This window comes from Paenarthrobacter sp. CC6, assembly GCF_040560085.1.
In the GTDB taxonomy this organism is placed as follows: Bacteria; Actinomycetota; Actinomycetes; order Actinomycetales; family Micrococcaceae; genus Arthrobacter; species Arthrobacter nicotinovorans.
Genome location: NZ_JARDAN010000010.1, coordinates 186,675 through 212,197 on the forward strand (window position 1 = coordinate 186,675; position 25,523 = coordinate 212,197).

Annotated in this window: 19 protein-coding genes, 2 tRNA genes and 1 riboswitch; of the genes, 9 read left to right on the forward strand and 12 right to left on the reverse strand. The window is 63.3% G+C overall.

Annotation, left to right across the window (positions count from 1 at the left end; translation table 11 throughout):
- Positions 1–96 precede the first annotated feature (96 nt).
- Positions 97–184 (reverse strand) — tRNA-Ser (locus PV760_RS12720).
- A gap of 143 nt (positions 185–327) precedes the next feature.
- Complete coding sequence (locus PV760_RS12725) at positions 328–2,610, reverse strand: prolyl oligopeptidase family serine peptidase (RefSeq protein ID WP_193590908.1); 2,283 nt, start codon at positions 2,608–2,610, stop codon at positions 328–330.
- A 60-nt stretch (positions 2,611–2,670) separates the two neighbouring features.
- Between PV760_RS12725 and PV760_RS12730 the strand changes: the two genes are divergently transcribed.
- Positions 2,671–4,608 carry an FAD/NAD(P)-binding protein gene (locus tag PV760_RS12730; RefSeq protein WP_354627898.1) on the forward strand — a complete coding sequence of 646 codons (1,938 nt, stop codon included), beginning with the start codon at positions 2,671–2,673 and terminating at the stop codon, positions 4,606–4,608.
- 75 nt (positions 4,609–4,683) lie between these two features.
- Positions 4,684–4,782: riboswitch (glycine riboswitch) on the forward strand.
- Between the two features lie 146 nt (positions 4,783–4,928).
- Positions 4,929–6,389 (forward strand): D-serine/D-alanine/glycine transporter, encoded by a 1,461-nt coding sequence (cycA, locus tag PV760_RS12735; protein ID WP_079581522.1) that lies wholly within the window; start codon positions 4,929–4,931, stop codon positions 6,387–6,389.
- A 78-nt stretch (positions 6,390–6,467) separates the two neighbouring features.
- On the opposite strand, the gene PV760_RS12740 is transcribed toward cycA, so the two are convergent.
- The 4 genes from PV760_RS12740 to PV760_RS12755 form a co-directional block, all read right to left on the reverse strand.
- Positions 6,468–11,000, reverse strand: a complete 4,533-nt coding sequence (locus PV760_RS12740) for an ExeM/NucH family extracellular endonuclease (protein ID WP_354627899.1) — start codon at positions 10,998–11,000, stop codon at positions 6,468–6,470.
- Between the two features lie 183 nt (positions 11,001–11,183).
- The gene (locus PV760_RS12745; RefSeq protein WP_018777932.1) at positions 11,184–11,675 is read right to left on the reverse strand and encodes a septum formation family protein; all 492 of its coding nucleotides are present in this window, start codon (positions 11,673–11,675) and stop codon (positions 11,184–11,186) included.
- 178 nt (positions 11,676–11,853) lie between these two features.
- Positions 11,854–12,639 (reverse strand): VOC family protein, encoded by a 786-nt coding sequence (locus PV760_RS12750; protein ID WP_018777931.1) that lies wholly within the window; start codon positions 12,637–12,639, stop codon positions 11,854–11,856.
- A gap of 190 nt (positions 12,640–12,829) precedes the next feature.
- Positions 12,830–12,920 (reverse strand) — tRNA-Ser (locus PV760_RS12755).
- A 101-nt stretch (positions 12,921–13,021) separates the two neighbouring features.
- On the opposite strand from PV760_RS12755, the gene PV760_RS12760 reads away from it, so the two are divergent.
- From PV760_RS12760 to PV760_RS12790, 7 genes are all read left to right on the forward strand, one after another.
- Entirely contained in the window at positions 13,022–14,005 is a 984-nt protein-coding gene (locus PV760_RS12760) for an NAD(P)H-quinone oxidoreductase (RefSeq protein ID WP_039239742.1), read from the forward strand.
- A 30-nt stretch (positions 14,006–14,035) separates the two neighbouring features.
- Entirely contained in the window at positions 14,036–14,593 is a 558-nt protein-coding gene (locus PV760_RS12765; RefSeq protein WP_055973252.1) for a PadR family transcriptional regulator, read from the forward strand.
- Between the two features lie 158 nt (positions 14,594–14,751).
- Positions 14,752–17,022 (forward strand): carbon starvation CstA family protein, encoded by a 2,271-nt coding sequence (locus tag PV760_RS12770; RefSeq protein WP_039239745.1) that lies wholly within the window; start codon positions 14,752–14,754, stop codon positions 17,020–17,022.
- Positions 17,022–17,213, forward strand: a complete 192-nt coding sequence (locus PV760_RS12775; RefSeq protein WP_018777927.1) for a YbdD/YjiX family protein — start codon at positions 17,022–17,024, stop codon at positions 17,211–17,213. The genes PV760_RS12770 and PV760_RS12775 overlap by 1 nt, the downstream gene beginning before the upstream one ends.
- 79 nt (positions 17,214–17,292) lie before the next feature.
- Positions 17,293–17,946, forward strand: a complete 654-nt coding sequence (locus tag PV760_RS12780) for a bacterial proteasome activator family protein (RefSeq protein WP_039239748.1) — start codon at positions 17,293–17,295, stop codon at positions 17,944–17,946.
- A gap of 8 nt (positions 17,947–17,954) precedes the next feature.
- Positions 17,955–18,395 (forward strand): hypothetical protein, encoded by a 441-nt coding sequence (locus PV760_RS12785; RefSeq protein ID WP_018777925.1) that lies wholly within the window; start codon positions 17,955–17,957, stop codon positions 18,393–18,395.
- 157 nt (positions 18,396–18,552) lie between these two features.
- Positions 18,553–19,392 (forward strand): aldo/keto reductase, encoded by an 840-nt coding sequence (locus PV760_RS12790; protein ID WP_055973260.1) that lies wholly within the window; start codon positions 18,553–18,555, stop codon positions 19,390–19,392.
- A 56-nt stretch (positions 19,393–19,448) separates the two neighbouring features.
- Here the strand turns inward: PV760_RS12790 and PV760_RS12795 are convergent, their stop codons facing one another.
- The 6 genes from PV760_RS12795 to PV760_RS12820 form a co-directional block, all read right to left on the reverse strand.
- A complete protein-coding gene (locus PV760_RS12795; RefSeq protein WP_064722640.1) occupies positions 19,449–19,766 on the reverse strand; it encodes a putative quinol monooxygenase in 318 nt (105 codons plus the stop codon).
- Between the two features lie 68 nt (positions 19,767–19,834).
- A complete protein-coding gene (locus PV760_RS12800; RefSeq protein WP_039239753.1) occupies positions 19,835–21,007 on the reverse strand; it encodes a levoglucosan dehydrogenase in 1,173 nt (390 codons plus the stop codon).
- A 28-nt stretch (positions 21,008–21,035) separates the two neighbouring features.
- Positions 21,036–21,851, reverse strand: a complete 816-nt coding sequence (locus PV760_RS12805; RefSeq protein ID WP_354627900.1) for a sugar phosphate isomerase/epimerase family protein — start codon at positions 21,849–21,851, stop codon at positions 21,036–21,038.
- Positions 21,848–22,999, reverse strand: coding sequence for a Gfo/Idh/MocA family protein (locus tag PV760_RS12810; protein WP_039239755.1), 1,152 nt, complete (start codon positions 22,997–22,999; stop codon positions 21,848–21,850). The genes PV760_RS12805 and PV760_RS12810 overlap by 4 nt, the downstream gene beginning before the upstream one ends.
- A gap of 6 nt (positions 23,000–23,005) precedes the next feature.
- On the reverse strand, positions 23,006–23,992 hold the full coding sequence (locus tag PV760_RS12815) for an ABC transporter permease (RefSeq protein WP_039239756.1): 987 nt from the start codon (positions 23,990–23,992) through the stop codon (positions 23,006–23,008).
- Positions 23,993–23,995: 3 nt separating this feature from the next.
- On the reverse strand, positions 23,996–25,504 hold the full coding sequence (locus tag PV760_RS12820) for a sugar ABC transporter ATP-binding protein (RefSeq protein ID WP_354627901.1): 1,509 nt from the start codon (positions 25,502–25,504) through the stop codon (positions 23,996–23,998).
- Positions 25,505–25,523: the final 19 nt, after the last annotated feature.

The window sequence follows — 25,523 nt, forward strand, 5'->3', positions numbered from 1 at the left end:
CTGTCGGCGGGCGTCCCGGCTTGGTCGCTGGCGCTGCCACGGCCATTGGCTCGCTTAAACGCAAAAGGCCCCGGTTCGAAAACCGGGGCCTGTTCGCGGAGACGGGGGGATTTGAACCCCCGGTGGAGTTGTGCCCCACACTTCATTAGCAGTGAAGCCCATTCGGCCGCTCTGGCACGTCTCCCTTTGCTATTGCTAGCCCACCAAGGATACGCAGAACCTGCCGTCCAGCGCAAAACACGCCAAAGCCGGGTGTCCGTTTCGATGTCCCGCTGCTATTCGTGCCGTGCGCGTGGCCTTGTGCGCAGGGAACCATCGAAACAGGCGTCAGTTGCTTCCGGCCAGGGAAACCCACAGGAAGTGGTTGCTCCGTGCCTGCAGTGCTGCAGCCTGCCGGTTGTCCGAGGCTCCCGCGTGCCCACCTTCGAGGGCTTCGTGGAACCAGACGTTCGGAATCCCCATGGCCTGCATCCGTGCCGCCATCTTCCGGGCCTGCACCGGCCCCACCCGGTCGTCAGAGGTTGCTGTCCAGATGAAGGTTTCGGGGTACTCCACGCCGTCCCGAAGCAGGTGGTACGGCGAGAAAGTCCGGATGAAATCCCATTGTTCCGGCACATCCGGGTCACCGTACTCGGCAATCCAGGAGTAGCCCGCCGAGAGCTTGGTGTACCGGCGCATGTCCAGGAGGGGCACACCGCAGGAGACAGCGCCAAACAGTTCCGGGTACTGGGTCAGCATGTTGCCCACCAGCAGGCCACCATTGGAGCCGCCCACGCAGCCAAGGCGACGACGACTGGTCACGCCACGCGAGATCAGGTCCTTGGCTACTGCGGCGAAGTCCTCGTAGGCACGGTGACGGTTCTCCTGGAGTGCTGCACGGTGCCACGAGGGGCCATACTCCCCGCCGCCGCGGATGTTGGCAACCACGTACACGCCGCCGCGTGAGTGGGCGGCAGCCCCGTCGTCGGACGCTATGCCCGCAGTACGGCGCTCCAGCCAGGCGCGCCCGATCGTCCCGCTGTACGCCGGGGTACGGGAAACTTCGAACCCGCCGTAGCCGGAGAGCTGGGTGGGGTTCTCCCCGTCCAGTACCAGGTCCTTGGAGGCCACCTGGAAGTACGGAACCTTGGTGCCATCCAAGGAAACCGCGAAGTGCTGCTGGACCTCGTAGGCGGCTTCGTTGAAGAACGACGGCGACCGCTTCACCTCGGTGTGCCGGCTCACCACGCCACCGCTCACCACGCCACCGTCAGCCACGTCACCGTCGGCCGTGTCCTGCGCTGCTGCAGGCGAAAGCGTACCCCGGGTCAAAGTGGTGGGTGTCGTGAAGCCTGTGGCCACCAACCAGAAGTCGTTCCCGGCACCGGAGTCGGAGACGTCCTCATCATCCACGGCGTAGGCATTGACGTCATGCAGGGGAGGGCAGGCGTCCAGGACGGTGGAGGCCCACGAGCCTGAGGCGTCAACAGCCGACGGATCCAGGACCCTGATCTCGGAGGAGACGTCCCGGAGGAGGTTCAGCAGCAGGTAATCCTTGGTCCAGCTCCAGGACTGCAATGACGTGTGCGCATCAGGGGTGAACAGGACCAGCAACTCAGCCGGGCCAGCCAGGTAGCTTTCGAAATCTGCGGCCAGCAGGGAGCCGGCCGGGTACGTGACCCCCGCTGCTTCCCAATCGCCCTGGGGTCGGAAAAGCAGCCAATCGCGGTGGACGCTGATGTTGACATCGGTGGGCACGTCAATGGCCACCCACGAGTCGTCGCGCAGCAGCCACGTACTGCGGTTGTAGAAGTCGATGTAGTCAACGGCGAAGGTCCGCTCGAAACCGGGCGTGGAATCGTGCGCCACCATGGCCAGCATGTGGTTCTCCGGAATTTCGAACAGGCGCTCAGCGTCCGCGAGCGACTGCCCGCGGCGAAGCTTGACGCCGGTCCGTGCATAGGAGGACGACGTGGCGGGCAAGCCTTCAGCTGTGCTGGACACGAGAAGGGTGTCGGCATCCAACCAGCTGATGTTGCCTTTGGCTGTGGGAATGTCGAAGCCACCTGCTGCCGGGTCCACGAAGGTTCGCGTTTCGACGTCGAACTCGCGGTGGCGGTCGGCATCGCCCCCGTCGGGGGAGAGCGAAACCATGGCAAAGCGGTACTCTGCGCCGTCCGAAGGACGGAGGAAACCGGCACCGTGGAACACCCACTCAACACCTTCAGCAGCGGCAAGGGCATCGACGTCGAGCAGTACATCCCACTCGGGATCCTCGGTGAGGTAGCTCTCCCAGGTGGTGCGGCGCCAAAGGCCCTTGGGGTGCTCCTGGTCCTTCCAGAAGTTGTAGTAGAAATCGCCGCGTTTGTTGACCATGGCGATCCGGTCCGTGGAGTCCAGGACTTCCAGGATGCCGGACTCGACCGCCGCGTAATCGGCGTCTTCGAGCAGTTCCTCGGTGCGGGCGTTCTGTTCCCTGACCCAGGCCAACTGCTCTTCGCCGTGGATGTCCTCAAGCCAGGCGTTTTCATCCGTGGGCTCAGGTGCGGACTCCGCCGCGTGGCGCGGTCCGGAGGCCGGCGCGGTGTCATTCCCGGAAAGTGGCGACGGATCAGCTTCTGTGGTGGTCATCGCCCCATCCAAGCAACACACTTCGACGGTAAGCAAGTCACGCAGAAGTTAGGCTGGAGCGTGGCTAAATCCCAAATCGACCGTGTTGCCCTTGTGGGGGCGGGCCCTCGGGGCACCAGTGTCCTCGAACGGTTGCTCGCGAATTGGGCTGCGGAGAGAGCTGAAGGCGCCACCCTGCAGATCCATGTGGTGGATCCGTACCCCGCCGGCTCCGGACACGTGTGGCAGCCGGAACAGTCGCGCCTCTACCTGATGAACACCCAGTCGTTCTATCCCACCCTCATCCCCGAGGATTCCGGATTGGCGGCACCGTTGGCGGGTGGTTCCTTCGACCAGTGGCGCGAGGCCCGGCGTCGCGACGGTGCCGGGCTGAACGACGCAGAAAAGGCAGAGCTGGCCACGCTCGAGTCCCACGATTTCCCCAGCCGTGCGCTGTACGGGCGGTACCTGCGCCAAACCCTGGCCGGGTTGCTGGAGCGGAAGCCCGACGGCGTGGAAGTCACCTTCCATGAAACGCTCGCCGTTGCGGCGCGGCCCGTGGACGGGATGTTCGACGTCGAACTGGCCGACGGCGGCACGCTCACCGTCGATTCGGTGGTGCTGGCTCTGGGGCACATCGAGTCACGGCTGAATCCGGAGCAGAAATCATTCAAGCGCGCAGCTGACGAGTTGGGCCTGCTGTACTTTCCGCCGGCACCGCCCGCCGACGTTGACTGGCAGGTTGTGCCGGACAATGAGCCGGTTCTTGTCCGCGGCATGGGCTTGAACTTCTTTGATGTGATGGGCCAGCTGACTGAGGGCCGCGGCGGCAAGTTCCTTGAAGCCGGAGCGCCCGGTGCCGGGGTGTTGGAGTACCGGGCCTCGGGCCGGGAGCCCAGGATCATCGCCGCGTCACGCAGGGGAACGCCGTACCGGGCGAAGGCCGGTTTGGAGGGCTATTACCCGCGCAGCATCACCATGCGCTACCTGACCGAGGACGCAGTGGACCGGTTCCGGGCCGCAGGCATCCAGCCCGGCTTCGACCATGACCTGTGGCCCTTGCTGCACCGGGACGCGCTGTGGGCCTATTATTCGACGCTGGCCCGGTCCCAGCCGGCCGCGATCAAGGACCCGGCGCAGTTCCTGGCCGACCTCGAAGACGCGCTCCAACCGCATGCCCACACCACGGCAAACTGGGAAAGCGACGTGGAGGTCCTGGTTGAAAAGCATGTGGCGGCATCACGGCGTTTGAACCTGCGCGGGCTCGCGGCGCCGTTGGCAGGCCGGACGTTCGCGTCACGGCGTGACCTGGATGCTGCGATCACCGCGTACCTGGACGACGACGCGCGGCGTTCGGCGCTGGGCGAATCGGACCCCGTGAAGATGGCCATCGGCGCGCTCCACACCGGCCGTGCCATCCTCAAGACCGTTGTAGCCGATGGCGGCATCACCGACGAGTCCTGGCTGGCAGGGCTGCGCGGCTGGTTCGAGTCGTTTGTCGAAGGGTTGGCCAGCGGACCTCCTGCGCTGCGTTCGGAGCAGCTGGCCGCCTTGGCGCGTGCCGGCGTCGTGAGTTTTGTGGGACCGGACCCCAAGTTCAGCGTCGATCGTGGCGCAAAAGTGTTCCGGGCGGCGTCACCCTGGGTCCACGAGGGGCCCGCTGAAGCACGCACCCTGATCGAAGCGATGTCACCCGCCAACAGGGTGGGCATCAACATTTCTCCGCTGCTCGAGCAGCTCATGGCCGACGGCCTGGTGCGGACCAAGATCATGATGAGTGTGGAGGGGACGCCCATGCAAACCACCGGCCTGGACGTTGAGCCACACCCTTACCGTCCCATTGCCGCCAACGGATCCATCACGGAAAACATGTACGTTCTGGGCTTGCAGTTGTCCGCGTCGCAGTGGGGCAATGCCATTGCCGCCGAAGCCCGTCCCCGCTCCGGGCGGGCCTATGCCAGCGGCCAGCGGACCTTGCGCGACGCTGACGAGATCGCCCGCAGCATCCTGGGCCTCTAGCCGTCACAGGCTTGCGTTGCCTGCCAGCCTTCGTTACTGTGTGAGCTGCATCACCCGCAAGGGTGTGCGCGCTTTTGATCTGCGGCGGGAGAGTCCTGCCGGTACATCCCGTCAGGCGCCGTAGGAGCAAACCCTCCCCAGGAATCTCTCAGGCCCATGTACCGCCGCGGCGAGGCAACTCTGGAAAGCAGTCCGGCCACACCGGACTCACCGAAGGTGCAAGCAGGCCCATGCCCGCGGAAACTCTCAGGTCCACGTACAGAGCGGGGAGGAACCCGAATCAATGCGGCACCTTGTGCCGCCTGAACGACGGAGTTCCTTTGACGATTCATCCTTCCGCGAGTGCCGGTTCACCCCATCTCGAACGCCAGCTCAGCAACCGCCACATCCAGCTCATAGCCATCGGTGGAGCGATTGGCACCGGCCTTTTCATGGGCTCGGGAAAGACCATTTCCGCAGCCGGCCCATCCGTCATTTTTGTGTACATGATCATCGGCTTCATGCTGTTCTTCGTCATGCGTGCCATGGGCGAACTGCTCCTCAGCAACCTGAACTACAAGTCCTTCAGCGATTTCGCCGCTGACCTCCTGGGCCCTTGGGCCGGGTTCTTCACCGGCTGGACCTACTGGTTCTGCTGGGTCATTACCGGGATCGCCGACGTGATCGCCATCGCCGGCTATTCCAAGGAATTGTGGCCTTCCCTGCCCTTGTGGGTTCCGGGACTCATCACCATCGGCATTCTCCTGCTCCTGAACCTGGCCACCGTGAAGGCCTTCGGTGAGACGGAGTTCTGGTTCGCGCTCATCAAGATCGTGGCTATCGCTGCGCTCATCATTGTTGGCCTGTTCATGATCTTCAGCGGCTTCGAGTCCGACGCCGGTCCGGCCGGTTTCTCCAACCTGTGGAGCCATGGCGGCTTCTTCCCGAACGAGTTCATGGGCTTCGTGGCCGGTTTCCAGATCGCCGTGTTCGCATTCGTGGGCATCGAACTGGTGGGCACCACCGCTGCCGAAGCCAAGGACCCGGAGAAGAACCTCCCCAAGGCCATCAACTCGATCCCCATCCGGGTTCTCCTGTTCTACGTCGGTGCCCTCATCATCCTCATGTCCGTCACACCGTGGACGCAGTTCGCCGCCGGCCACAGCCCGTTTATCGCGATGTTCTCCCTGGCAGGCCTCGGCGCAGCGGCCACCATCGTCAACCTCGTGGTGCTGACATCGGCCATGTCCTCTGCCAACTCCGGCATCTATTCCACGTCCCGCATGGTGTTTGGTCTCGCCCAGGAGGGCGACGCGCCTAAGGTGTTTGGCGCCCTCTCCGGACGCAAAGTACCCCGCAACGCCCTGTTCCTGTCCTGCGTCCTGCTGCTGTCCGGCGTCGTGCTCATGTACGCCGGCCAGGACGTTGGCAAGGCCTTCGACATGGTGACCACAGTGTCCGCGGTGTGCTTCGTGTTCGTTTGGTCGATCATCCTGGCCAGCTACCTTGCCTTCAGGAAGCGCCGGCCACACCTGCACGAGTCGTCAGCGTTCAAGATGCCCGGTGGCGTGGTGATGGTGTGGGTGGTGTTCGCGTTCTTCGCTTTCGTGCTGTGGGCCCTTACCACCCAGCCGGACACCCTGATTGCCTTGCTCGCCACTCCCGTGTGGTTTGTGATTCTGGGGGTCGCGTGGATCATCCTTCGGCGCCGGCCCGCGCATCTGGCACGCTACGCGGAGTTCCAGGCCGAATTGCAGCGGGATGCTGAGAGGACGGCCGTGCCGGAGCCGGCCACCAAGTAGGCTTCCCGAACGCAAAAGCAGGGCCCTTCACGCTGGCTGCGTGGAGGGCCCTGCTTATGTTGCTTTTGCCGGGAGTGGTCAGCCCCTCAAGCACTTCTGGTAGTCCAACCAGGCGAAGGCATACCGCAGCCAGCCCGCGATGTCGTACCACTTGGACGGCTTGGTGGGTGGGGTGCACTGGGGCGGTTGCGGTCCGCTGTCCGCCACAGTGATCAGAGCCTTCACCACCGTTCCACTTTCGACGGCGGTCAGCACCAGGGTGCCGGTACCTGCAGCTGCCGCCGCGGGAACCTTGAGGTTCACCGTTGCCGCGCCTGCCGTCACCGGCACGGAACCGAGCGCCACAGCGGCGCCCTTGCTGTCCACGAAGACGGCGTTCAGCGAGGCGTTGGCCGGGCTGCCGATCGACGTCAGATTCAGCTTGGAAACAGTCAGGGTGATGGGCTCACCGGCCTTAACCTGGGCCGCCGTCGAGTTGGCGACGGCAACCGAACGGCGCCCGAAGTCCGGGGACACCGGGTTGTGTTCGCGCAGGTACTTGATCCACGCATCACGGTCCACCAGGCCGGTGTCCTTGGTGTTGCTGCCTTCCTTGAAGACCCGGAAGTTGTCACCGCCGGTTGCCAGGAAGCTGAAGGTGCCGATCCTGTACTGCTTGGCGGGGTCGATCACGGCGCCGTTTACCCAGATGCCGGTGATGCGGTCACCTGCAGGGCGGGCGGCGTCGTAGGTGTAGTTGACGTTCTTGGACAGACCCAGCTGCTGGTACGGGCGGCTGGGAACAGTGCCGTCCGGGTTGGTCTGCCACTGCTGTTCAAGAAGTGTCTTGAACTGCGTGCCGGTCAGGGACGTAGTCCAGAGGTTGTTCACGAACGGCAGCACCGCGTTGGCCTCGGCGTAGGTGATGGTGCCGTCCGGTGCGTAATAGAGCTCGTTGCGCAGGCCGCCGGGATTTACGACGCCGATCTCCGCCGAGCCCAGTTCAGGCGCCTTGAGCGTGTCCACCAGTGAGTCCGCCACCAGGTTTCCCAGCGTGGACTCGCTCGCGCGGTCGTCACGCTTGGGAGCCCCGCCGGCGGGGTCCGGGGTGAAAGCGGTGGTGATATCAGCGGTCACTGCACCCACCGGCTGGTTGCCGATCTCGGCAGCCTGGGCAAGGGCCTTGTCCACGATGGTCTTCACTGCCGCCACCCGCGGGTAGCTGGCCACGAGGCTCTCGGCGGTATCGGTCGTCCGGTCCACCACAGCGGCCTTGTAGGCAGTGACGGACTTGCTTGCGGTGTCTACCGTGAGCGTCACGCTGCCCACGTTTTCGCCGTAGTTGCCGGTCTGCACGATCGCCCGGGTCTTGCCTGTGGGCTGGCCGTTGGCGTCCAGGACCGGTGCGTCCCAGGCGTACTCCTTGTGCGTGTGGCCGGTGAAGATGGCAGCGACGTCAGGAGTGGTTTCGTTGACCAGTTTGGCGAACGGTCCGCCTGCTGCGACTTCCTGTTCCAAAGTGGCGCCTTCGGGCGTACCGGAAGCGGCGCCGTCGTGGTTCTCCACAATGATCAGGTCTGCCAGGTTCTCAGCCTTGATTTTTGCCGCCACCCGGTTGATGGCTTCCACGGGGTCCCCGAACTCAAGATCGGCAATTCCGGCCGGAGTTACCAAGGAGGGAACTTCCTGGGTGACGGTGCCGATCACGGCCACGCGCATCCCGTTCATGTCCAGTACCTTGTACTCCGGGAGGACCGGGGTGGTGGTGCCCTTCTGGTAGACGTTCGCACCCAAGTAGGCGAACCTTGCGTTGGTCCCTCCGGCGATGACTCGCTCGCGCAAGTCCTGCCAACCGCCGTCGAACTCGTGGTTGCCCACAGCGGAAGCCTGCAGCTCCAGCGCGTTGAGGACGTCGATCGTGGGCTGGTCCTTCGCCACTGACGACGCGAACAAGGAAGCGCCGATGTTGTCACCAGCGGAGATGAACGCCGTTGCGCCCGGTGCTGCAGCGGCACGGAGTTTCTCCACGGTTCCTGCGAAGAGCACGGTGTTGGTGTCGATGCGGCCGTGGAAGTCGTTGATGCCCAGGAACTGCAGGTCAACGGTGGCCGGTGCGTCGGGAGTCAGGTTCAGTCCAACCACTACGGGGTCGTGGTCGCTGGCCCGGAATTCGTCCGCGGCGTAGTAGTTGGTCACGTTGTTGTTATACCTGCTGTATTCCAGCGCGACGGACTCTACGGAGTTGATGTTCCAGATGTCGGTCCCGGTGACTTTTTCCGCAGCCGCCGGGGAAGCGAGGATGTGGTCAAGCGAACCCACCAAGCCACCGAACAGGTAGGAGTGTTTGCCGGTGCCGGCCTCAAGGTCGGTGTAGCCGGCGCCCGTCAGGACGTTGATGGGATCTTCCTTGGCGTAGGCGTTGAAGTCACCGATGAGGAAGACCTTATCCGTGCCCTTGGAAGCCTGCAGGTCCTTGGAGAATGCGAGCAACGATTCGGCCTGCCTGGTGCGGGCGATGTTGGAGGCACCCTGGCCCTTGTCGGTATCGTCCGGGGTGGCCGCGGAACCCTTGGACTTGAAGTGGTTCACGATTGCTATGAACTTTTTGTCGTCGGCAGCGCCCACCGGCTTGAACACCTGTGCCAGCGGCTTGCGGGCACTTGCGAAGGCCACGGTGTCGTTGTGGATGATGGACTCGCCCACGGGCTCGGCAGCGGCCTTCTTGTAGATGAACGCGGTGCGGATCATGTCCTCATCGCTCAGCGGGGGAGCGTTGGCCGGAGTCCGCACGTAGTCCCAAACACCCGGAGTCTTGACGTTGAGCGCGTCAACCAGCTTGGACAGGGCATCGTCGCGGTTCTTGCCGAACTGTGCCGAGTTCTCGATCTCTTCAAGGGATATGACGTCCGCGCCGGACTTGGTGATGGCTGCTACGATCTTGGCCTGCTGGCGCTCGAAGTTCTCCGCGTTGGCGGCTCCGCGGGCGTTGCAGCCTTCCTTGACCGTAATCGGGTTGCCCTCGCGGTCGGTGTAGAAGACGCAGCCGCTCAGCTGGTCCCCGGTGGTGGGGAAGTAATTGAGCACGTTGAAGGACGCCAGTTTAAGGTTTCCACCAACGTTGGCCGGACCGTCGGGCCGGGTGGAGGTGAACGACGCAGGCTGGACTGAGTCCGCGTTGGCCGGGGTCAGCGCGGCCAGCGGCTGGAATTTCCAGGAGTTGTTGCCGTAGCCCAGGATCACGTCGGTGCGGAACTGTGCCGGCGATCCGACCCGCACGGGATCAGAGGTGCTCAGGTACGGCAGTTGTTGTGCCTTGGTGGTGGCGTCCTTGAGGAAGTTCGTGGACGCGCCGTCGTCGAGCTTGATGGCCCGCAGGGCGTTGTCGGCAACCACAGCGGCGTACTCCGGCGAACCGTAAGTGGCCACTGCCGTCGGCTGCACCAGTGGTGATGTGCCGGCCGCCAAGCCGACCTCGCCGTACTGGTTGAGGGAGTAGTTGTCCGTGACGGTGAACTCGCCCTGCGGAGCGACGAGCATGCCCTCCAGGCTCTCACGGGCGGCTTCATTGGCCGGCAGGGAGAACGGGGTGGACTTGACCTCGGGCGCTGCCTCACTGAGCTTCTTCAAGCCTGCGGCTTCGACCGTGATCTGGGTCTGGTTGGCGAATTCGCTCACGGCTCCGGTGAGTTCCAGGTAGTCACCCGGCTGTACCGTTGCCGCCGTCGTAGGCGAGTAGACGAACAAAGCGTCCGACGCCGTCCTGGCCGCCCCGCCGGCGTCGCCGCCGGTTCCGGGGGTCTGGACGTAGTAGCCGTTGAATCCGCCGGTTGCGTAGACGGCCGTGACCTTGCCGCGCGTCGTGACGGCGCTGCCTACGAACGGGCTTGCCGTGCCGGTGCCTTGGATCTCTGCGATGGTCTTGACGCCGGGCTGCGGACCGGGGTCCGTGGGCGGGGTTCCGCCGTTGGAACCTGTCGGGGTGATGGTGGTGCTGAGGCTGAAATCGGCGGCGTTGGAGTCGGTGTCCACACCGTTGGTTCGATTCAGGCTCTTGACGTCTGCGTTGCCGGCAGGTGCGCTGGCTGCGGCGGTCTCGAAGGTGTTGGAGGTGCCGTAGCCAAGGAGGTCGGCAATGGCGGGGTTTCCGGTGACCGAGCCGGCAGGGAGCGGTGAGACCGCGTTGGCTTGCTTGGCCAGGACCAGGGTTCCCGTGGTGCCGCTGGGATTGAGGGTGCCGGTTGCCTGCACATCGGGCGTGGGGAGGTTCGGGGCCGTGGAACTGCCGTTGTTCGTGGCTCCCTGAACCAGGTAGTAGCCCTTGGCCGGGATGCTGCCCGTCAAGGGAGTGATGCCGGTAGGTGCCGTAGTGGCGGTGGCTGATCTGTACTGCAGGGACCATCCAGCCAGGCTGACGGGAGTGTCCGAGGAGTTGTAGAGCTCCACGAACTTGTTCTTGAAGGCGGCGCCGGTACTGCCGCCGCTGAGGTACGCCTCATTGATTACCACTGGCGAAGTGCCGGTGGGTGCTGCCGGATCGTCCGCCGCGAAGGCGGGTGCCGCGGTCAGCGGGGCTGCAAGCAACCCGACTGACAGGACCGTTCCCGCAGCTGATTTCCAATATTGATGTTGCATCCGCTCTAACTTTCATTAGGGAGCCCTGTGGGGCCCTGTGGACGACGCCCGCTGTCTTGTGAAGTGGGCGATATGCCCGGAAGTTACTCCGGGGTAAAGCTGCCTCGGGCATAGCTGAACACGAACGGATGAATGGGAGGTGGCGCATCGGTGGCCGGAAGGTTCTCCCGGCCACCGAGGCTCCTACTTGGCCGCGCCCTTGAGGGTTCCGGTGGTTGCGGCTCCAGCAGCAGCGCCGATCAGGCAGACGATCTCACGATCGCCGGTCTTCCAGGAATCGCTGGTGGGGTGGAGGAAAGTGACATCCAGGGCGGACTCTTCGAAGGGTACGCCTACGAAAGTTGCGAACTGGGCACCGCAGAACTCCTCTGCCTTGGTGCCCACTTCGGTGTCACCGGGGAACGCGGACGTGTCCATTTTGGTGACGGCGTAGGCCTCGAGGTCGTGGCTCTGGTCGCACGGAATGATGGTGACGTCCACGACTTCCTGGGTATCAGGGTTGGCGATGCAGTCGCCCAGTTTCACTTTGAAGGCGTCTGCTTTGGACGATTCCGTTGCTTTGCCGGATTCATCCCGCTTGGCGTCCCCGCTGCTGATGAGCGAACATCCCGCCAGTGCCAGCGATGCCATGGTCAGCACGGCAGCAGCCCTGAGGGTCTTTGAAAGGTGGAGCATTCTGGTCCTCATTCCAGAAGGAGCACAGGATTCCTGATCGGAAAGGCACTGTGGTCAACGATGAGGGACCCAACAAGGTATTCCCACGCCGGTCGATCCCCCAAGGCCGACGATGAGAGGCTCCGGCCGGACTGCCCCTGGGTAGGAGGCAGACCGGCTGGACCCGAATTTTCATAGTCTAGGCCGTCTGGCCCTGCTCCTGGATCACCTTGAAGACGGCACCCGTGGGATCGGACAACGTTGCCAAGCGGCCGAAGGGCGTCTCTTCGGCGGGTTCCATGACGGTGGCGCCCAAGGCCGCAGCCTGCTCAACGGTGGCATCGGTGTCCGCCACCGCGAAGTACACGCTCCACATGGAAGGGACCTGCGGGGGGAGGAAGCCGGAGGCATCCATGATGCCGGCCTGCGCGTTGTCTCCCGAGCCGAGGGTGGTGTACCGGAACTCAGGGGTGTCGCTCATGACGTCCGTTTCCCAGCCGAACACCTTCTGGTAAAAGGCGACCGCGGAGTCGTAATCCTTGGAGAGGAGCTCATGCCAAGCTGGAGCGCCGGCCTCGGCTGCGATCTCATAGCCCTTCATCTCCCCGAATTGCCAAGCACCGATCGAGGCACCCGAAGAGTCACCGTACATGGCCATGCTGCCTTGCTCGGGAACCTCCATCGGTTCCAGGTACACCTGGCCGCCGTTGGCAGCTGCGGCTTCCGTGGTTGCCTTGATGTCATCGGTGCGCAGGTAAGTGGACCACACATCCGGCATGGCTCCCATGTCCTCCTGCTTCTGCATGATCCCTGCAACCATCCGGCCGTCCTTGGACGCTGTGATGTAGCCGCCGTACTTCTCCTGGTCGCCGGTCTCGAACGTCCAACCGAAAAGGGTGCCGTAGAAAGACTTCGCCTGTTCGGTATCGGAGGTCATCAGGTCGATCCAGCAAGGTGCTCCCGGAGCGATGTCAGGGGTTGGCATAGGTGAGGCTCCTGTTGTTGTTCCGCGATGAAAACCGCGTCTGATGTCGGTCGTGTGGAGACAGTCAGAACACTATGCCGGGGGTCTGACACTTTCAATGATCTGCCGGAAGCCGGTTCCCGGAGCGGGGGGCGAGCAGGTACCGGAAGCAACAAAAATGCCCCGGGTTTGAAGAACCCGGGGCATTCGTTGGCGGAAGGTAAGGGATTTGAACCCTTGGTACGGGGTTACCGCACACTGGTTTTCAAGACCAGCTCCTTAGGCCGCTCGGACAACCTTCCTCGCCTAGTAGTGTTTCATAGGGAGTTGGCTGTTCCAAAACATCACGTCCACCAGTCCCCGTCCCGGGGCCGGCGGACAAGCAAGAAACCGGGAGTTCGTCATGAAAGCCGTCTTTATCCCAGAGCCGGGCGGGCCCGAAGTCCTCGAGGTCCGCGAGGTCCCCTCCCCGGTGCCGGGCGATGGCGAGGTACTGATCGACGTCGTTGCTGCGGGCCTGAACCGTGCGGACGTCCAGCAGCGCCGCGGCTTCTATCCACCGCCGCCCGGGGCATCGGAAATCCCCGGACTCGAGGTTTCCGGTCGGATCTCCGCTTTCGGCCCCGGCGTTACCAAGGCCTTCTCCGTGGGGGACAAGGTAGTGGCGCTGCTTTCCGGCGGCGGCTACGCCCAACAGGTGGCGGTTCCTGCCGAACAGGTACTCCGCGTTCCTGAAGGCGTGGACCTGATCACCGCAGCTGCCCTGCCCGAGGTTGCCGCGACCGTGTACTCGAACCTCATCATGACGGCCCAGCTGCAACCCGGAGAGACGGTGCTCATCCACGGCGCCACCGGCGGAATCGGCACCATGGCCATCCAGCTCGCGAAAGCCTACGGTGCCACAGTTGCGGCAACGGCGGGGTCGGATGAAAAAGTCGGCACGGCCAAGGCGTTCCTCGGGGCCGACATCGCCATCAACTACACCGAAGAAGACTTCGTTGAAAGCCTCAAGGCACAAAACGGCGGCAAAGGCGCGGACGTTATCCTCGACGTTGTGGGTGCCAAGTACCTCCAGCAGAACGTCGACGCGCTCGCTGAGTACGGCAGGCTCATCATCATCGGGCTGCAGGGCGGCGCCAAGGCGGAGATCAACCTGGGCCAGCTCCTCAGCAAGCGTGCAGCCGTGATCGGCACAGCCCTCCGGCCCCGTTCGGTTGCCGAAAAAGGCATCATCATGACGGCGGTGCGCGAGTCCGTGTGGCCCATGGTCACCGACGGTCGTATCACGCCGCTCGTCGCCAAGACGTTTCCGCTGGACCAGGTCCGCGAAGCGCATGAGTACTTCGACTCGGGGGAGCACGTGGGCAAGGTCCTCTTGCTCCTCTGACATTCCAGCCAACCCGCAGCAAGGAGCTCCATGTCCATCCGGCACAGCCTTCTGGCCCTGCTCCAGGACCAGCCCAGGTATGGCTATGAGTTGCGTGTCGAATTCGAGGACCGGACCGGCGCCGCCTGGCCGCTGAACATCGGCCAGGTTTACACCACCTTGGACCGGCTTGAGCGCGACGGCCTGGTCAGCAAGGACGGCGACGACGGCGGCGGGCACGTCATCTACAGCATCACTGAAGCTGGGGTCGCGGAAGTCGCGGCGTGGTTTTCCGGGGCTGTCGACCGGGGAAATCCGCCGCGGAACGAGATCGCCATCAAACTCGCGCTCGCCGTGACCATGCCCGGGGTGGATGCCGCTGCGGTGATCCAGTCCCAGCGCGAAGTTTCCGTCAAGGCGCTGCAGGAGCACACCCAGGCGCGCAAAGCGGTCTCGGCCAACCAGCGCTCAGCCGACACGGCGTTCCTGCTGGTGCTCGATTCCCTGGTGTTCCAGGCAGAGGCCGAAGTCCGGTGGCTGGACCTGTGCGAAGCCCGCATGGTGCAGAGCCTGGGCAAGGGCGGGTCAAGCACCGCTGGTGCCAGCTAGCTGTACAACCGGCCCACCGTTTGCCGCAGGCAGGCTACCGCTCAGCGCAGCCAACGGATCCGGCGGTGAGTACGGCCACTTCCCGGGGAACCTTATTGCTAACTTGCCCGTGACGCACGTCCGAGCCAAGGCAGCGCAGCAGTTCTCAAGGAGGAGATATGGGCAAGAATCCTGACCAGACCGGACTCATGGAAGGACTTGATCCTACGCTGCCTGCACCCGCGGTGGACCATTCCGCCCGGGACGCCGAGGAACGCAAATGGACTCCGGCGAAAATCGGTCTTTGGGTGGCGATTTCGCTGCTCGGTGCAGTGGCGTGGTTCATGCTCGCCCTGGTTCGCGGCGAGACGGTGAATGCCATCTGGTTTGTCTTCGCCGCAGTCTGTACCTACCTCATCGGCTACCGCTTCTATTCAAAGGTCATTGAACGCTACCTGCTGAAGCCGGATGACCGAAGGGCTACGCCCGCCGAGTATAAGGCCGACGGCAAGGACTACGTCCGCACGGACCGGAACGTCCTGTTCGGGCACCACTTCGCGGCGATCGCCGGTGCAGGCCCCTTGGTGGGTCCGGTCATCGCGGCGCAGATGGGTTACCTTCCAGGCACCATCTGGATCATCATCGGCGTCGTGTTTGCCGGTGCCGTGCAGGACTATCTGGTGATGTTCTTCTCGATGCGTCGAGGCGGCCGGTCCCTGGGCCAGATGGCCCGTGAGGAACTGGGAGTCATTGGCGGTACAGCGGCCTTGATCGCAACGTTGCTGATCATGATCATCATCGTGGCCATCCTTGCGCTGGTAGTGGTCAATGCCCTGGGTGAGAGCCCGTGGGGCGTCTTCTCCGTTGGAATGACCATCCCGATTGCGCTGTTCATGGGCGTGTACCTTCGGTTCATCCGGCCCGGCAAGGTGATGGAGGTTTCTATCATTGGTTTCGTGCTGCTCATGGCGGCCATCATCGGAGGCGGTGCTGTGGCTGGTACCGAGTGGGGTGCGGCATTCTTCCACCTGGACAAGGTGACCATCGCCTGGGGCCTGATCATCTACGGATTCATTGCCGCGATCCTGCCCGTGTGGCTGCTGCTCGCGCCGCGCGACTACCTTTCCACGTTCATGAAAATCGGCGTGATCGTGATGCTGGCCCTCGCCATCATCGTTGTGCGGCCGGAAATCACCGTCCCTGCCTTCAGCGAGTTCGCGGGCCGCGAGAACGGTCCGGTGTTCTCCGGCGCGCTGTTCCCGTTCCTGTTCGTCACGATTGCCTGCGGTGCCTTGTCCGGTTTCCACGCCCTCATTTCCTCGGGGACCACCCCCAAGTTGATCGAGAAGGAACGCCAGACCCGTTTCATCGGGTACGGCGGCATGCTGATGGAGTCGTTCGTGGCCATCATGGCACTCGTGGCTGCAATCTCGATTGACCGCGGCATCTACTTCGCCATGAACGCGCCCCTGGCACTGACCGGCGGCACGGTGGAGTCAGCCGCCACCTGGGTGAACAGCCTGGGCTTGGCCAACGTGAACATCACCCCGGACGTGCTGGCCCAGACGGCCAAGGACGTGGGCGAGGAAAGCATCATCTCCCGCTCCGGCGGTGCCCCGACGCTGGCAGTTGGCTTGGCGCACATCATGCAGCAGTTCATCGGCGGTCCCGCCATGATGGCGTTCTGGTACCACTTCGCCATCATGTTCGAGGCGCTCTTCATCCTTACCGCCGTGGACGCCGGAACCCGCGTTGCCCGGTTCATGCTGCAGGATTCCATCGGCAACTTTGTTCCCAAGTTCAAGGAAGCTTCATGGCGCCCCGGTGCCTGGCTCTGCACGGCCATCATGGTGGGTGCCTGGGGCGCTGTGCTGTTGATGGGTGTGACGGATCCGCTGGGCGGCATCAATACGCTGTTCCCGCTGTTCGGCATCGCCAACCAACTGCTGGCAGCCATCGCCCTGGCGGTGTGCCTGGCCATCGTGGCCAAGCGGGGCACGTTCAAGTGGCTGTGGATCGTGGCCGTCCCGCTGGCTTTCGCGGCCGTCGTCACCATCACTGCCAGCTTCCACAAGATCTTCTCCCCGGTACCGGCCGTAGGCTATTTCGCCAACAACCAGGCCTTCTCCAAGGCACTTGCCGATGGCAAGACGGAGTTCGGCACGGCCAAGAGCGTCGCGGCCATGGAAGCTGTCGTCCGGAATACGGCCATTCAGGGATGGTTGTCGGTGATCTTTGTGGTCTTGAGCATCATCGTGATCCTCACGGCCCTGATCGCCACCGTCAAGGCCATCCGGGCCGGTGGGGGACAGGATCATGAAGATCCTGCCGTGCCGTCCAAGGTGTTTGCTCCTGCAGGACTCCTTCCCACCCCGGCTGAGAAAGCGCTGCTCGCCGAATGGAACGCGTTGCCTGCTGACAAGCGCACCCACAAGGCGGGGCATCACTGATGAACGCGGTCACAAGGGGCTTTCGGGGCTTTGCCGCATACATGGGTTCGCTTATGGGCGCTGACGCGTACACGAAATATCTTGAGCACTTCACCGCCTCCGGCCACGCCGGTCCCGCCATGACTGAACGCGAGTTTTGGCGGGACCGGATGGACCGGCAGGACAGCAATCCCCAGGGCCGCTGCTGCTGAGCTGTAGTTTCGCTACGAACGAAGTCCAAAATCCGGCTGTGGCCGGAGGTTCACGGGAAGCACATGAGAGTATGAACGAATGAGCGATCTGAACGACATTCAGCCCACGGATGAGGCTTCGGACGACACTCCCGTGGAAGGAACCACACTGGACGGGGATGCGGCTGCGCCCAATGGCGGGCAATCCCCGCAGGGCGAGGCAGCGAATGACGTCAAGCCCAAGCCCAGCAACCTTCAGGAACTGGTGGACGAGCCTGCCAAGGTGATGCGGATCGGCACGATGATCCGTCAGCTTCTGGAAGAAGTTAAGAGCGCCCCGCTTGATGATGCAGCGCGCGGTCGCCTCGCCGAGATCCACGAGCGGTCCATCAAGGAGCTCGAAGATGGGTTGGCACCTGAGCTCATTGACGAGTTGGAACGCATCAGCCTCCCGTTTCCCGAGGACAAGGCCCCCTCGGACGCTGAGCTTCGCATCGCACAGGCCCAGCTGGTGGGCTGGTTGGAAGGGCTGTTCCATGGCATCCAGGCAGCCATTGCCGCCCAGCAGGCAGCGAAAGAACACGCTGCCGCGCAAATGCAGCTTCGGCAGCTGCCCCCGGGTACGGTTATCGCGCCGGGCATCATCATTGGTGAAAACGGGCAACCGCAGCGGGCTGCTGCGCCCGGGGCTTCGGGTGCTGCTTCCAATGGACGCCCGGAAGATCCCGACCACGGCCCGGGCCAGTACCTCTGAGTTCGCGGGTGGGTTTCTTTGGGGCCGTCCGGCAGGGACGGAAGGACGATCTTGAGCTCGGCAAGGGCCTGTGGCGCCGCGCCCACGACCGCTTCCATCGCGGGCTGGACCGTTATCACCAAGTCCTTGAAGGCGTGGACGACGAGCAGCTCTACAACGAGCTTGTGGAGATCGCCAATGAACTGGCGGAGTTGTCCCCACGGGTGCGGAGCATCTGCGTAGAGGCGCAAAAGCGCTCGCCCAGCGATGGGCTGGACGTGCCAGGAGCGCTCGCGGGCGTGCACAGGGCGCTGTCCAAAGCCGGCAACTCGCTCGCCACCACGGCTGAGGCTGCGGCGATGTTGCGTCTGGCTGTAGGTCCTGTACCGGTCGGTGCATTATCCGTCCGGCGCCGTGCTGAGTCCGTCTTCGAGCAGGTGGCCGACGCGGAGCGCCAACTCAATCCCTGATCCGGAAACTAAGTAATCAGGAGTAATCCGGAAATAAGGCAGGCGTTGACAACTACACGCGTGCGCCCTTATTCCCTGCATGCAAGAAGTTAAGCGGATAGCTGATCTTCGTCATAATCGGCCCATGACCCAGGCGGTAGCTGGCAGGATGACAACCATGACTTCGTCACCAGAACTTACTTTTAACGACGGCAACACCATCCCCCAGCTCGGCTACGGGGTATGGCAGGTTGAAGACGATGTAGCCGAAAAGGTAGTACGCCAGGCTTTCGACGCCGGGTTCCGCCACATCGATACCGCAAAGATCTACGGTAACGAGGCCGGCGTTGGCCGTGCCATCGCCTCTTCGGGCCTCTCCGCCGAAGAAATTTTCATCACCACCAAGCTCTGGAACGCGGACCAGGGTTACGAATCCACCCTGGAGGCCTTCGAGAAGTCACTCGACCGCCTTGGCCTGGAAACCCTGGACCTCTACCTCATCCACTGGCAGCAGCCCAAGCAGGAGAAGTACGTCGATACCTGGAAGGCCCTCATCGAGCTCAAGAAGCGCGGACGGGTGAAGTCCATTGGTGTCTCCAACTTCACCAAGGAAGGCCTGCAGCACATCATCGATGAAACCGGCGTCGTTCCGGCCATCAACCAGGTTGAACTGCACCCCTTCTTCAACCAGGCCGAATTGCGCGAATTCAACGCCTCCAAGGGCATCCTCACGCAGGCATGGTCCCCGCTGGGCCAGGGTGGCGAGCTCCTGGAGAGCGCCACGATTGCTGAGATCGCAGCCAAGCATGGTGCCACGCCGGCGCAGGTTGTCATCGCATGGCACCTGGCCATCGGCAACGTCGTGATCCCCAAGTCGGTCACGGAGTCCCGCATCCAGGAGAACTTCGCAGCCCTGGACGTCACGCTGGACGCCACCGACGTCGAGGCCATCAACAGCCTGGACCGCGGCGCTGAAGGCCGCATCGGCCCGGACCCGGCAGTCTCCGACTTCGCCTAGGCCCCGCGCCTTACTCAGGTGCCCCGCTCCCTTCCGGGGGCGGGGCACCTGGCGTTTCACCTGATGGGCGCGAGGGTGGTCACTGAGAAGGGCACTTCCAGCAATGTCTTTACCGCATCCACAAAGTCCTTCACATGCTGTTGCCGGTTGTGGGCTTCGAGATCCTCGGCACTTGCCCAGCCTTCAAACATGACGAAGGTGCCGGGCTGCTGCCCATCGGCGAAAACGGTGTACTCCAGGCAGCCCTGGTCCTTGCGGCTGTTCGTCTGCAGTGAGCCAAGGACTCCTTGCAGCTCGCTTTCGCGTCCTGCTTTGGCGATAAATACCGGCATGAGCCACACTTCTGCGGGCTCTTTGTGGGTTGGGCTGGTCATTCTTGTTTCCTTGATGATGGCCGGAGGGGCCGGGAGGGACGGAACTTCGCCGTCCCTCCCGAAAGGGATCAATCGGTGATTTGTGGAACCTCAACCCAGGACTCTTTGGCCGCGGATTCGACGATCGCGTCATCGATGAGGGCGACTTGGTAGCCGTCGGCGAAGTTGGGGCTAACGCTTCCGCCTTCGGCGATGGCTTTGAAGAAGTCATGGGCCTCGATGATCTTGGTCTCTCCATAGCCGATGCCCAGGGCCGGAATGGGCCACAGCCCCTCACCGTAGGGGTGGGCCGGGCCTGTGTAGATGGTCCGGAACCCGCGACGGTCTGCTTGGTCTGAAGCGAAGCAAACCTGGAGCTCGTCGCGTCGCTCGTAGTTGAAGACGATGCTGCCTTCGGTTCCATGGATTTCGAAGGTGATGTAGTTGTTCCTGCCGTGCGCGTTGCGTGTGGCTTCGACCGATCCAACCGCTCCATTTGCGAAACGGATCATGGTCATCACTTCGTCGTCGACGTCAACCGGGCCCTTCGGGCCCTCGCCGCCGCGCACGGTGCCGAGGGCATCGGCCCCGCCGGATTGGAGTGGCCGCTCGGGGATCCACGTCGACAGGACTGCGTTGACGGCCCTGAACTCTCCCACGAGGTACCGCGCCATGTCTATGACGTGGGTCGCGATATCGCCAAGCGCGCCGGAACCTGCGATGGACTTCTGGAACCGCCATGACAGCGGCGAGTTCGGGTCGGCGCTCCAGTCCTGGAGATAGGTTCCGCGGAAGCTGAGGATCTGGCCAATGGCACCTTCTTCGATGTACTTCTTTGCCAGTGCAACGGCTGGAGTGCGCCGGTAGTTGAAGGCGACCATGTGGACGATGTCCTTGTCCTTGACGGCGTCATACATGGCCTTGGACTCTTCGCCGGTGCGTGCGAGGGGCTTCTCGCAAATGATGTGCTTGCCCGCCTCGGCGGCGGCGATGGCGATTTCGGCGTGAAGGTGGTTCGGCGTCGCGATGTCGACGACGTGAATGTCGGGATCGTCGATGATGGACCGCCAGTCCGAGGTCGAGTTCTCGAAACCGAAGCGCCTGGCGGCTTCTGCGGCCAGCTCGGGGTTCGCCTCGGCGATGACTTTGCGGACCGGCAATGCCGGGGCAGGCCAGAAGAACATAGGCATGGCGGCATAGGCCAAGGAGTGGGCCTTGCCCATGAAGCCTCCACCGATAAGGCCAACGTTGAGGTTTTGCATGTGGATCAGGTCCTTCCGTAAGGATTGCTTAGAGGAGTGTCTCGAGGTATTTCTTGCTGATTTTTGCTGCTTCGGCGGGGTCGCCGTCGTAGTTGTCGAGTTCGACCATGAGCCAGCTGTCGTAGGCGCTCTCCCGGATCGCAGCGATGATGTCCGGGAAATCGAGCTCACCTTCGCCCAGGGGGAGGAAGTTGAACGGGTCTTGTTGGAAGTCCTTGAGGTGGACATGCTGGATTCTGTCGGAGTACTTGCGGATAACCGCGGCCGGGTCCGCCCCGCCTGCCGCAAGGTGCGCCGTGTCCGGGCAGAACCCGATCCTGGTCAGCGGCATGAGCTTTTCCAGCTCGTCCGGGCTCTCCACGATGGTGCTGAGGTGCGGGTGGTAGCTCGCGGACAGGCCGAAGCTCTCCGCGATGTCCGCTACGCGGTCCAGCGCCTGGCCCAGCAGGTAATAGTCCTGTTCGGTGGTTCCAGCAGCCCGGCGCGCGCCGCCGCCAACCACCAGCCGTTCAGCTCCGAAGTTCGCAGCCAGTTCTGCGGCCTTCTGGATTCGGTGCATCTCGTCGGGAAGGATGTCGGCGTAGATGAAGTTGGCCCCCGTGTAGACACTCGTCAGCACGACTCCGTTGCTGCTGAGGATCTCTTTGAGTTCCTCCGGCTTGTCGGCATATTCGACCAGGTTTCCGTCGAACATCTCCACGCCCTCATAGCCGACGGCGGCGATGTCACGCACGGCGTCGCGCATGGATCCGTGGGTCATGTAGAAAAGGTCCTTGACGCTGGTCACGCCTTGCGGGTGTCCGACGACCCCGCCCCAGGTGATGGAACAGTAACCAAGTTTCATTGCATTTGCCTTTCAACTGCCGGAGAAGAGCTGGGAAAATCGAAGAGGTTGCCGGTGGGAACGTCCACCCATGACTGTCGTGCCGCGGAGGTAACCACTGCGTCCGTGAGGAGTGCTGCCCGGAGGCCATCCCGGAAGGTGGGCAGGCCCTCGGGTTCGTGTCCTTGGACAGCTGCATATGTGTCAGCGACGAAAGCGTTGAAGCTGTCCTGGTACCCCTGGGGGTGACCCGCCGGGAGCTTGGCGTAGCGCCCGCCGCCCGGGGTGGACAGGGTCTCCGGCCCCACAGGAATGTGCGAAGTGGAATCCACGCGTCCGATGTGCAGGGTGTCCGGTGTTTCCTGGTTGAAGCTGAACGATGCCGCAGTTCCATCGAAAGAGAACCAGAGGCGGTTTTTTCTTCCTGGACTAACTTGGCTCACCACCAACGAACCGGTGGCCCCCTTGTCGGTTTCGAAGAGCAGTGTTGCCCCGTCCTCAGTTGATACCGGGGACAACTGGCCAAGGCTTTCGCGTTGTTCATGGGCCCGGCTGGTACTGGCCATGATCCTGGAGATGCGGTGTCCCGTGGTGAACTCCATCAGGTCGCACCAGTGCACTCCGATGTCACCGAAGGCCCTGGACGCTCCTCCGAGCTTGGAGTCGACCCGCCAGTTTGTTGCCGCTGCACCTGCCAGCCAGTCCTGCAGATAGGATCCGTGCAGCAGCCAGAGGCGGCCTGCCTCCCCGTTGTGGATGCGCTCGCGGGCCTCCCGGACTGCCGGATAGAACCTGTAGACGAAGGGCACGGCGGTGACCACATTTGCCTGTTCTGCAAGGTCCGTCAGTTCCTTGGCGTCCTCAATGGTGGTGGCCAGGGGTTTCTCGCAGATGACGGCCTTGCCGGCGGCGATGGCCAAGCGTGCAAGGTCCGCATGGGTGGCGTTTGGGGTGCAGATGTGGACGACGTCCACGTCATCGCGGGCAATCAGGGCTTCGGGGGAGCCGGCCGCGGCCTGTGCACCCAATCGGGCCACAGCGGCCTCGGCACTGGCCAAACTACTCCCGGCTACTGCACTGACCGTGCTTCCTGCGGCCCGGACAGCATGGGAGTGGACTGTGCCCATGAATCCTGTGCCGATAATCCCGGCACGTGGTGTGGAGGCCATGGACTGTCACTTCTTCCGGGCGAGGGCGACTGCAAGGATGATGATGGCTCCGCGCACTACTTGCTGCTGGCTGCTGTCGAGGCCTGCAAGGATCAGTCCGTTGTTGATCAGGCCGATCAACAGGGCGCCGAAAAGGGTTCCGATGATGGAGCCGAATCCGCCGAAGAGGCTGGTCCCACCCAGGATGACCGCAGCGATGGCTGAGAGTTCGTCACCGGCGCCCCACTGGAACCGTCCGGACTGGAGGCGGCCGGCGTAGAGCATTCCGGCAACACTGGCAACCATGCCGGAGATCAGCAGCACCTGGAACTTGATGCGCTTTGTATTGATGCCAGTGAATTCGGAGGCGTTGCGGTTGCCACCCGTTGCCAGGACCTGCCGGCCGAATTTGGTCCGGTTCAGCACGACGGCGCCGATGGCTACGAAGATGCCGCTCCACACCACAAGGCCCGGAATGGGTCCGAAGTTCCCGGATCCGAACACCGTGTTGAAGGTGTCGTCCAGGATGGGCTGGGGCGCTGAGGCGGTGATCCACTGCGCGACGCCCACGGCAATGCCGAGCATGCCGAGTGTCACGAGGAAGGAAGGGATGCCCAGGAGGCTGACCAGTGCGCCGTTGACCGATCCGACCACGAGGCCCACGGCCAGTCCGGCAAGTATGCCCGGGACCAGGCCCCATTGGGACAGGGCCATAGCGGTGCAGACGCTGGAGAGGCCGGCGACGGATCCCACGCTCAGGTCGATCTCGGCGCAGGCGATGACGTAGGTCATGCCCACTGCGATGACGGTGATGGTGGCCGTCTGCCGGAAGATGTTCAGCAGGTTGTTCGGTGACATGAATCCCTGGTCGCGCAGCAGGACCGCGAAGATCAGGAAGACGACGACGAAGCCGATGTAAATGACGTAGCGCCGCCAGTCGAGGTCCTTCAGGATGGTGCCGACGTTGCGGGGTGCCCCGGTGTCCCGTGGCGCGATGGTGTTTGTCTTGCTCACTGTTCAGACTCCCTGGACTGCAAGTTGTAGATATTCCTCGTCAGCAATGTCGCTGCGGGGGATGTCGCGGATGATGGAGCCGTCCTTGAGGACGAGGACGCGGTCGCTGACCGCGAGTAGTTCGGGATACTCGGAGGAGATGACGATGATGGCTTTGCCATCGCTTGCCAGTTCGCGGATCATGTCCAGGATTTCGCTCTTGGTGCCAATGTCGACGCCGGCCGTCGGCTCATCGAGGATCAGGATGTCGGGATCGGTGCCCAGCCACTTGGCGATGACCACCTTTTGTTGGTTGCCGCCCGAGAGCAGCCGCACGGGCCGGTGGGGGTGGGCGACCTTGACTGCGAACCTCTTGATCAGCGACGCGGACAACTCGTTGCCCTTGGCGCCATCAAGAAGGGGGCCACGCTGAATGTGCTTCAGGAGCGGCAGCAGCAGGTTGTCCTGGACCGAGTGTTCCAGGACGAGGCCTTGTGCCCTGCGATCCTCCGGGACAAGGGCGATACCGGCGTTGATGGCCTGCTGCGGAGATGCCAGGGCAACTTTCCTGCCCCGGATGAGGACCTGCCCGCTGTCCAGTTTGTCGATGCCGAAAAGTGCCCGCGCGAGTTCTGTCCGCCCGCTGCCCATGAGCCCGGCCAGGCCGAGGATTTCGCCGGGCCGCAGTGCGAAAGAAACGTCCCGGACCCGTAGGCCCGCGTTCAGCCCGCGCACTTCCAACAGTGGCTCGACGTCGGTGCCCACATCGTTCCGCGCCCGATAGGAAAGTTGGCCCTCGACCTTCTTGCCCACGATTCCTTCGACGATTTGTTCGGGAGTGACCTTCGTCAGTGGCTCGGTGAAGAGGTGCCTTCCATCGCGCAGGATGGTGATCCGGTCCGCCAACCTGTACACCTCATCCATGCGGTGGGAGATGTAGATGATGGAGATTCCGCGCTGCTTGAGGCGGTCGATCAATTCGAAGAGCGCCTCGGACTCGTGCCGGGCCAAACTTGCCGTGGGCTCATCCATGATCAGCACTTGTGCGTTCTGTGCGAGGGCTTTGGCGATCTCGGTCAGCTGCCAATAGGCGGTGCCAAGCCGCGAGACCTGGGCGCCGGCGTCGACGTCGACCTCCATCTCGGCGAAGACTTCCTTGGCCCGTCGCACCGCGGCGCGGTCATCGATGAGGCCGCCCCGGCCGAGCGGCTCTGCGCCAAGGAAGATGTTCTGGGCAACGGTAAGGCTGGGTACGAGGCTGAATTCCTGGAAAACCATCCCGATTCCGGCGGACTTCGCATCCTGGATCGAGTTGATGGCGGCCGGTTTGCCGCCAATGAGGATTTCTCCGGCATCCGTCTGGTAGACGCCCTGGAGGATCTTCATGAGGGTGGACTTGCCGGCCCCGTTGCCCCCGGCCAGTGCGTGGACCTCGCCCTTGCGGACATCGAAGCCGACATCCTTCAGAACGGACACGCCGTTGAAGGCCTTGGATATCGAGCGCATCTCGACGACATTGTCTGCGGTGTTCATTTCCCGCCCTTTCGGCGCG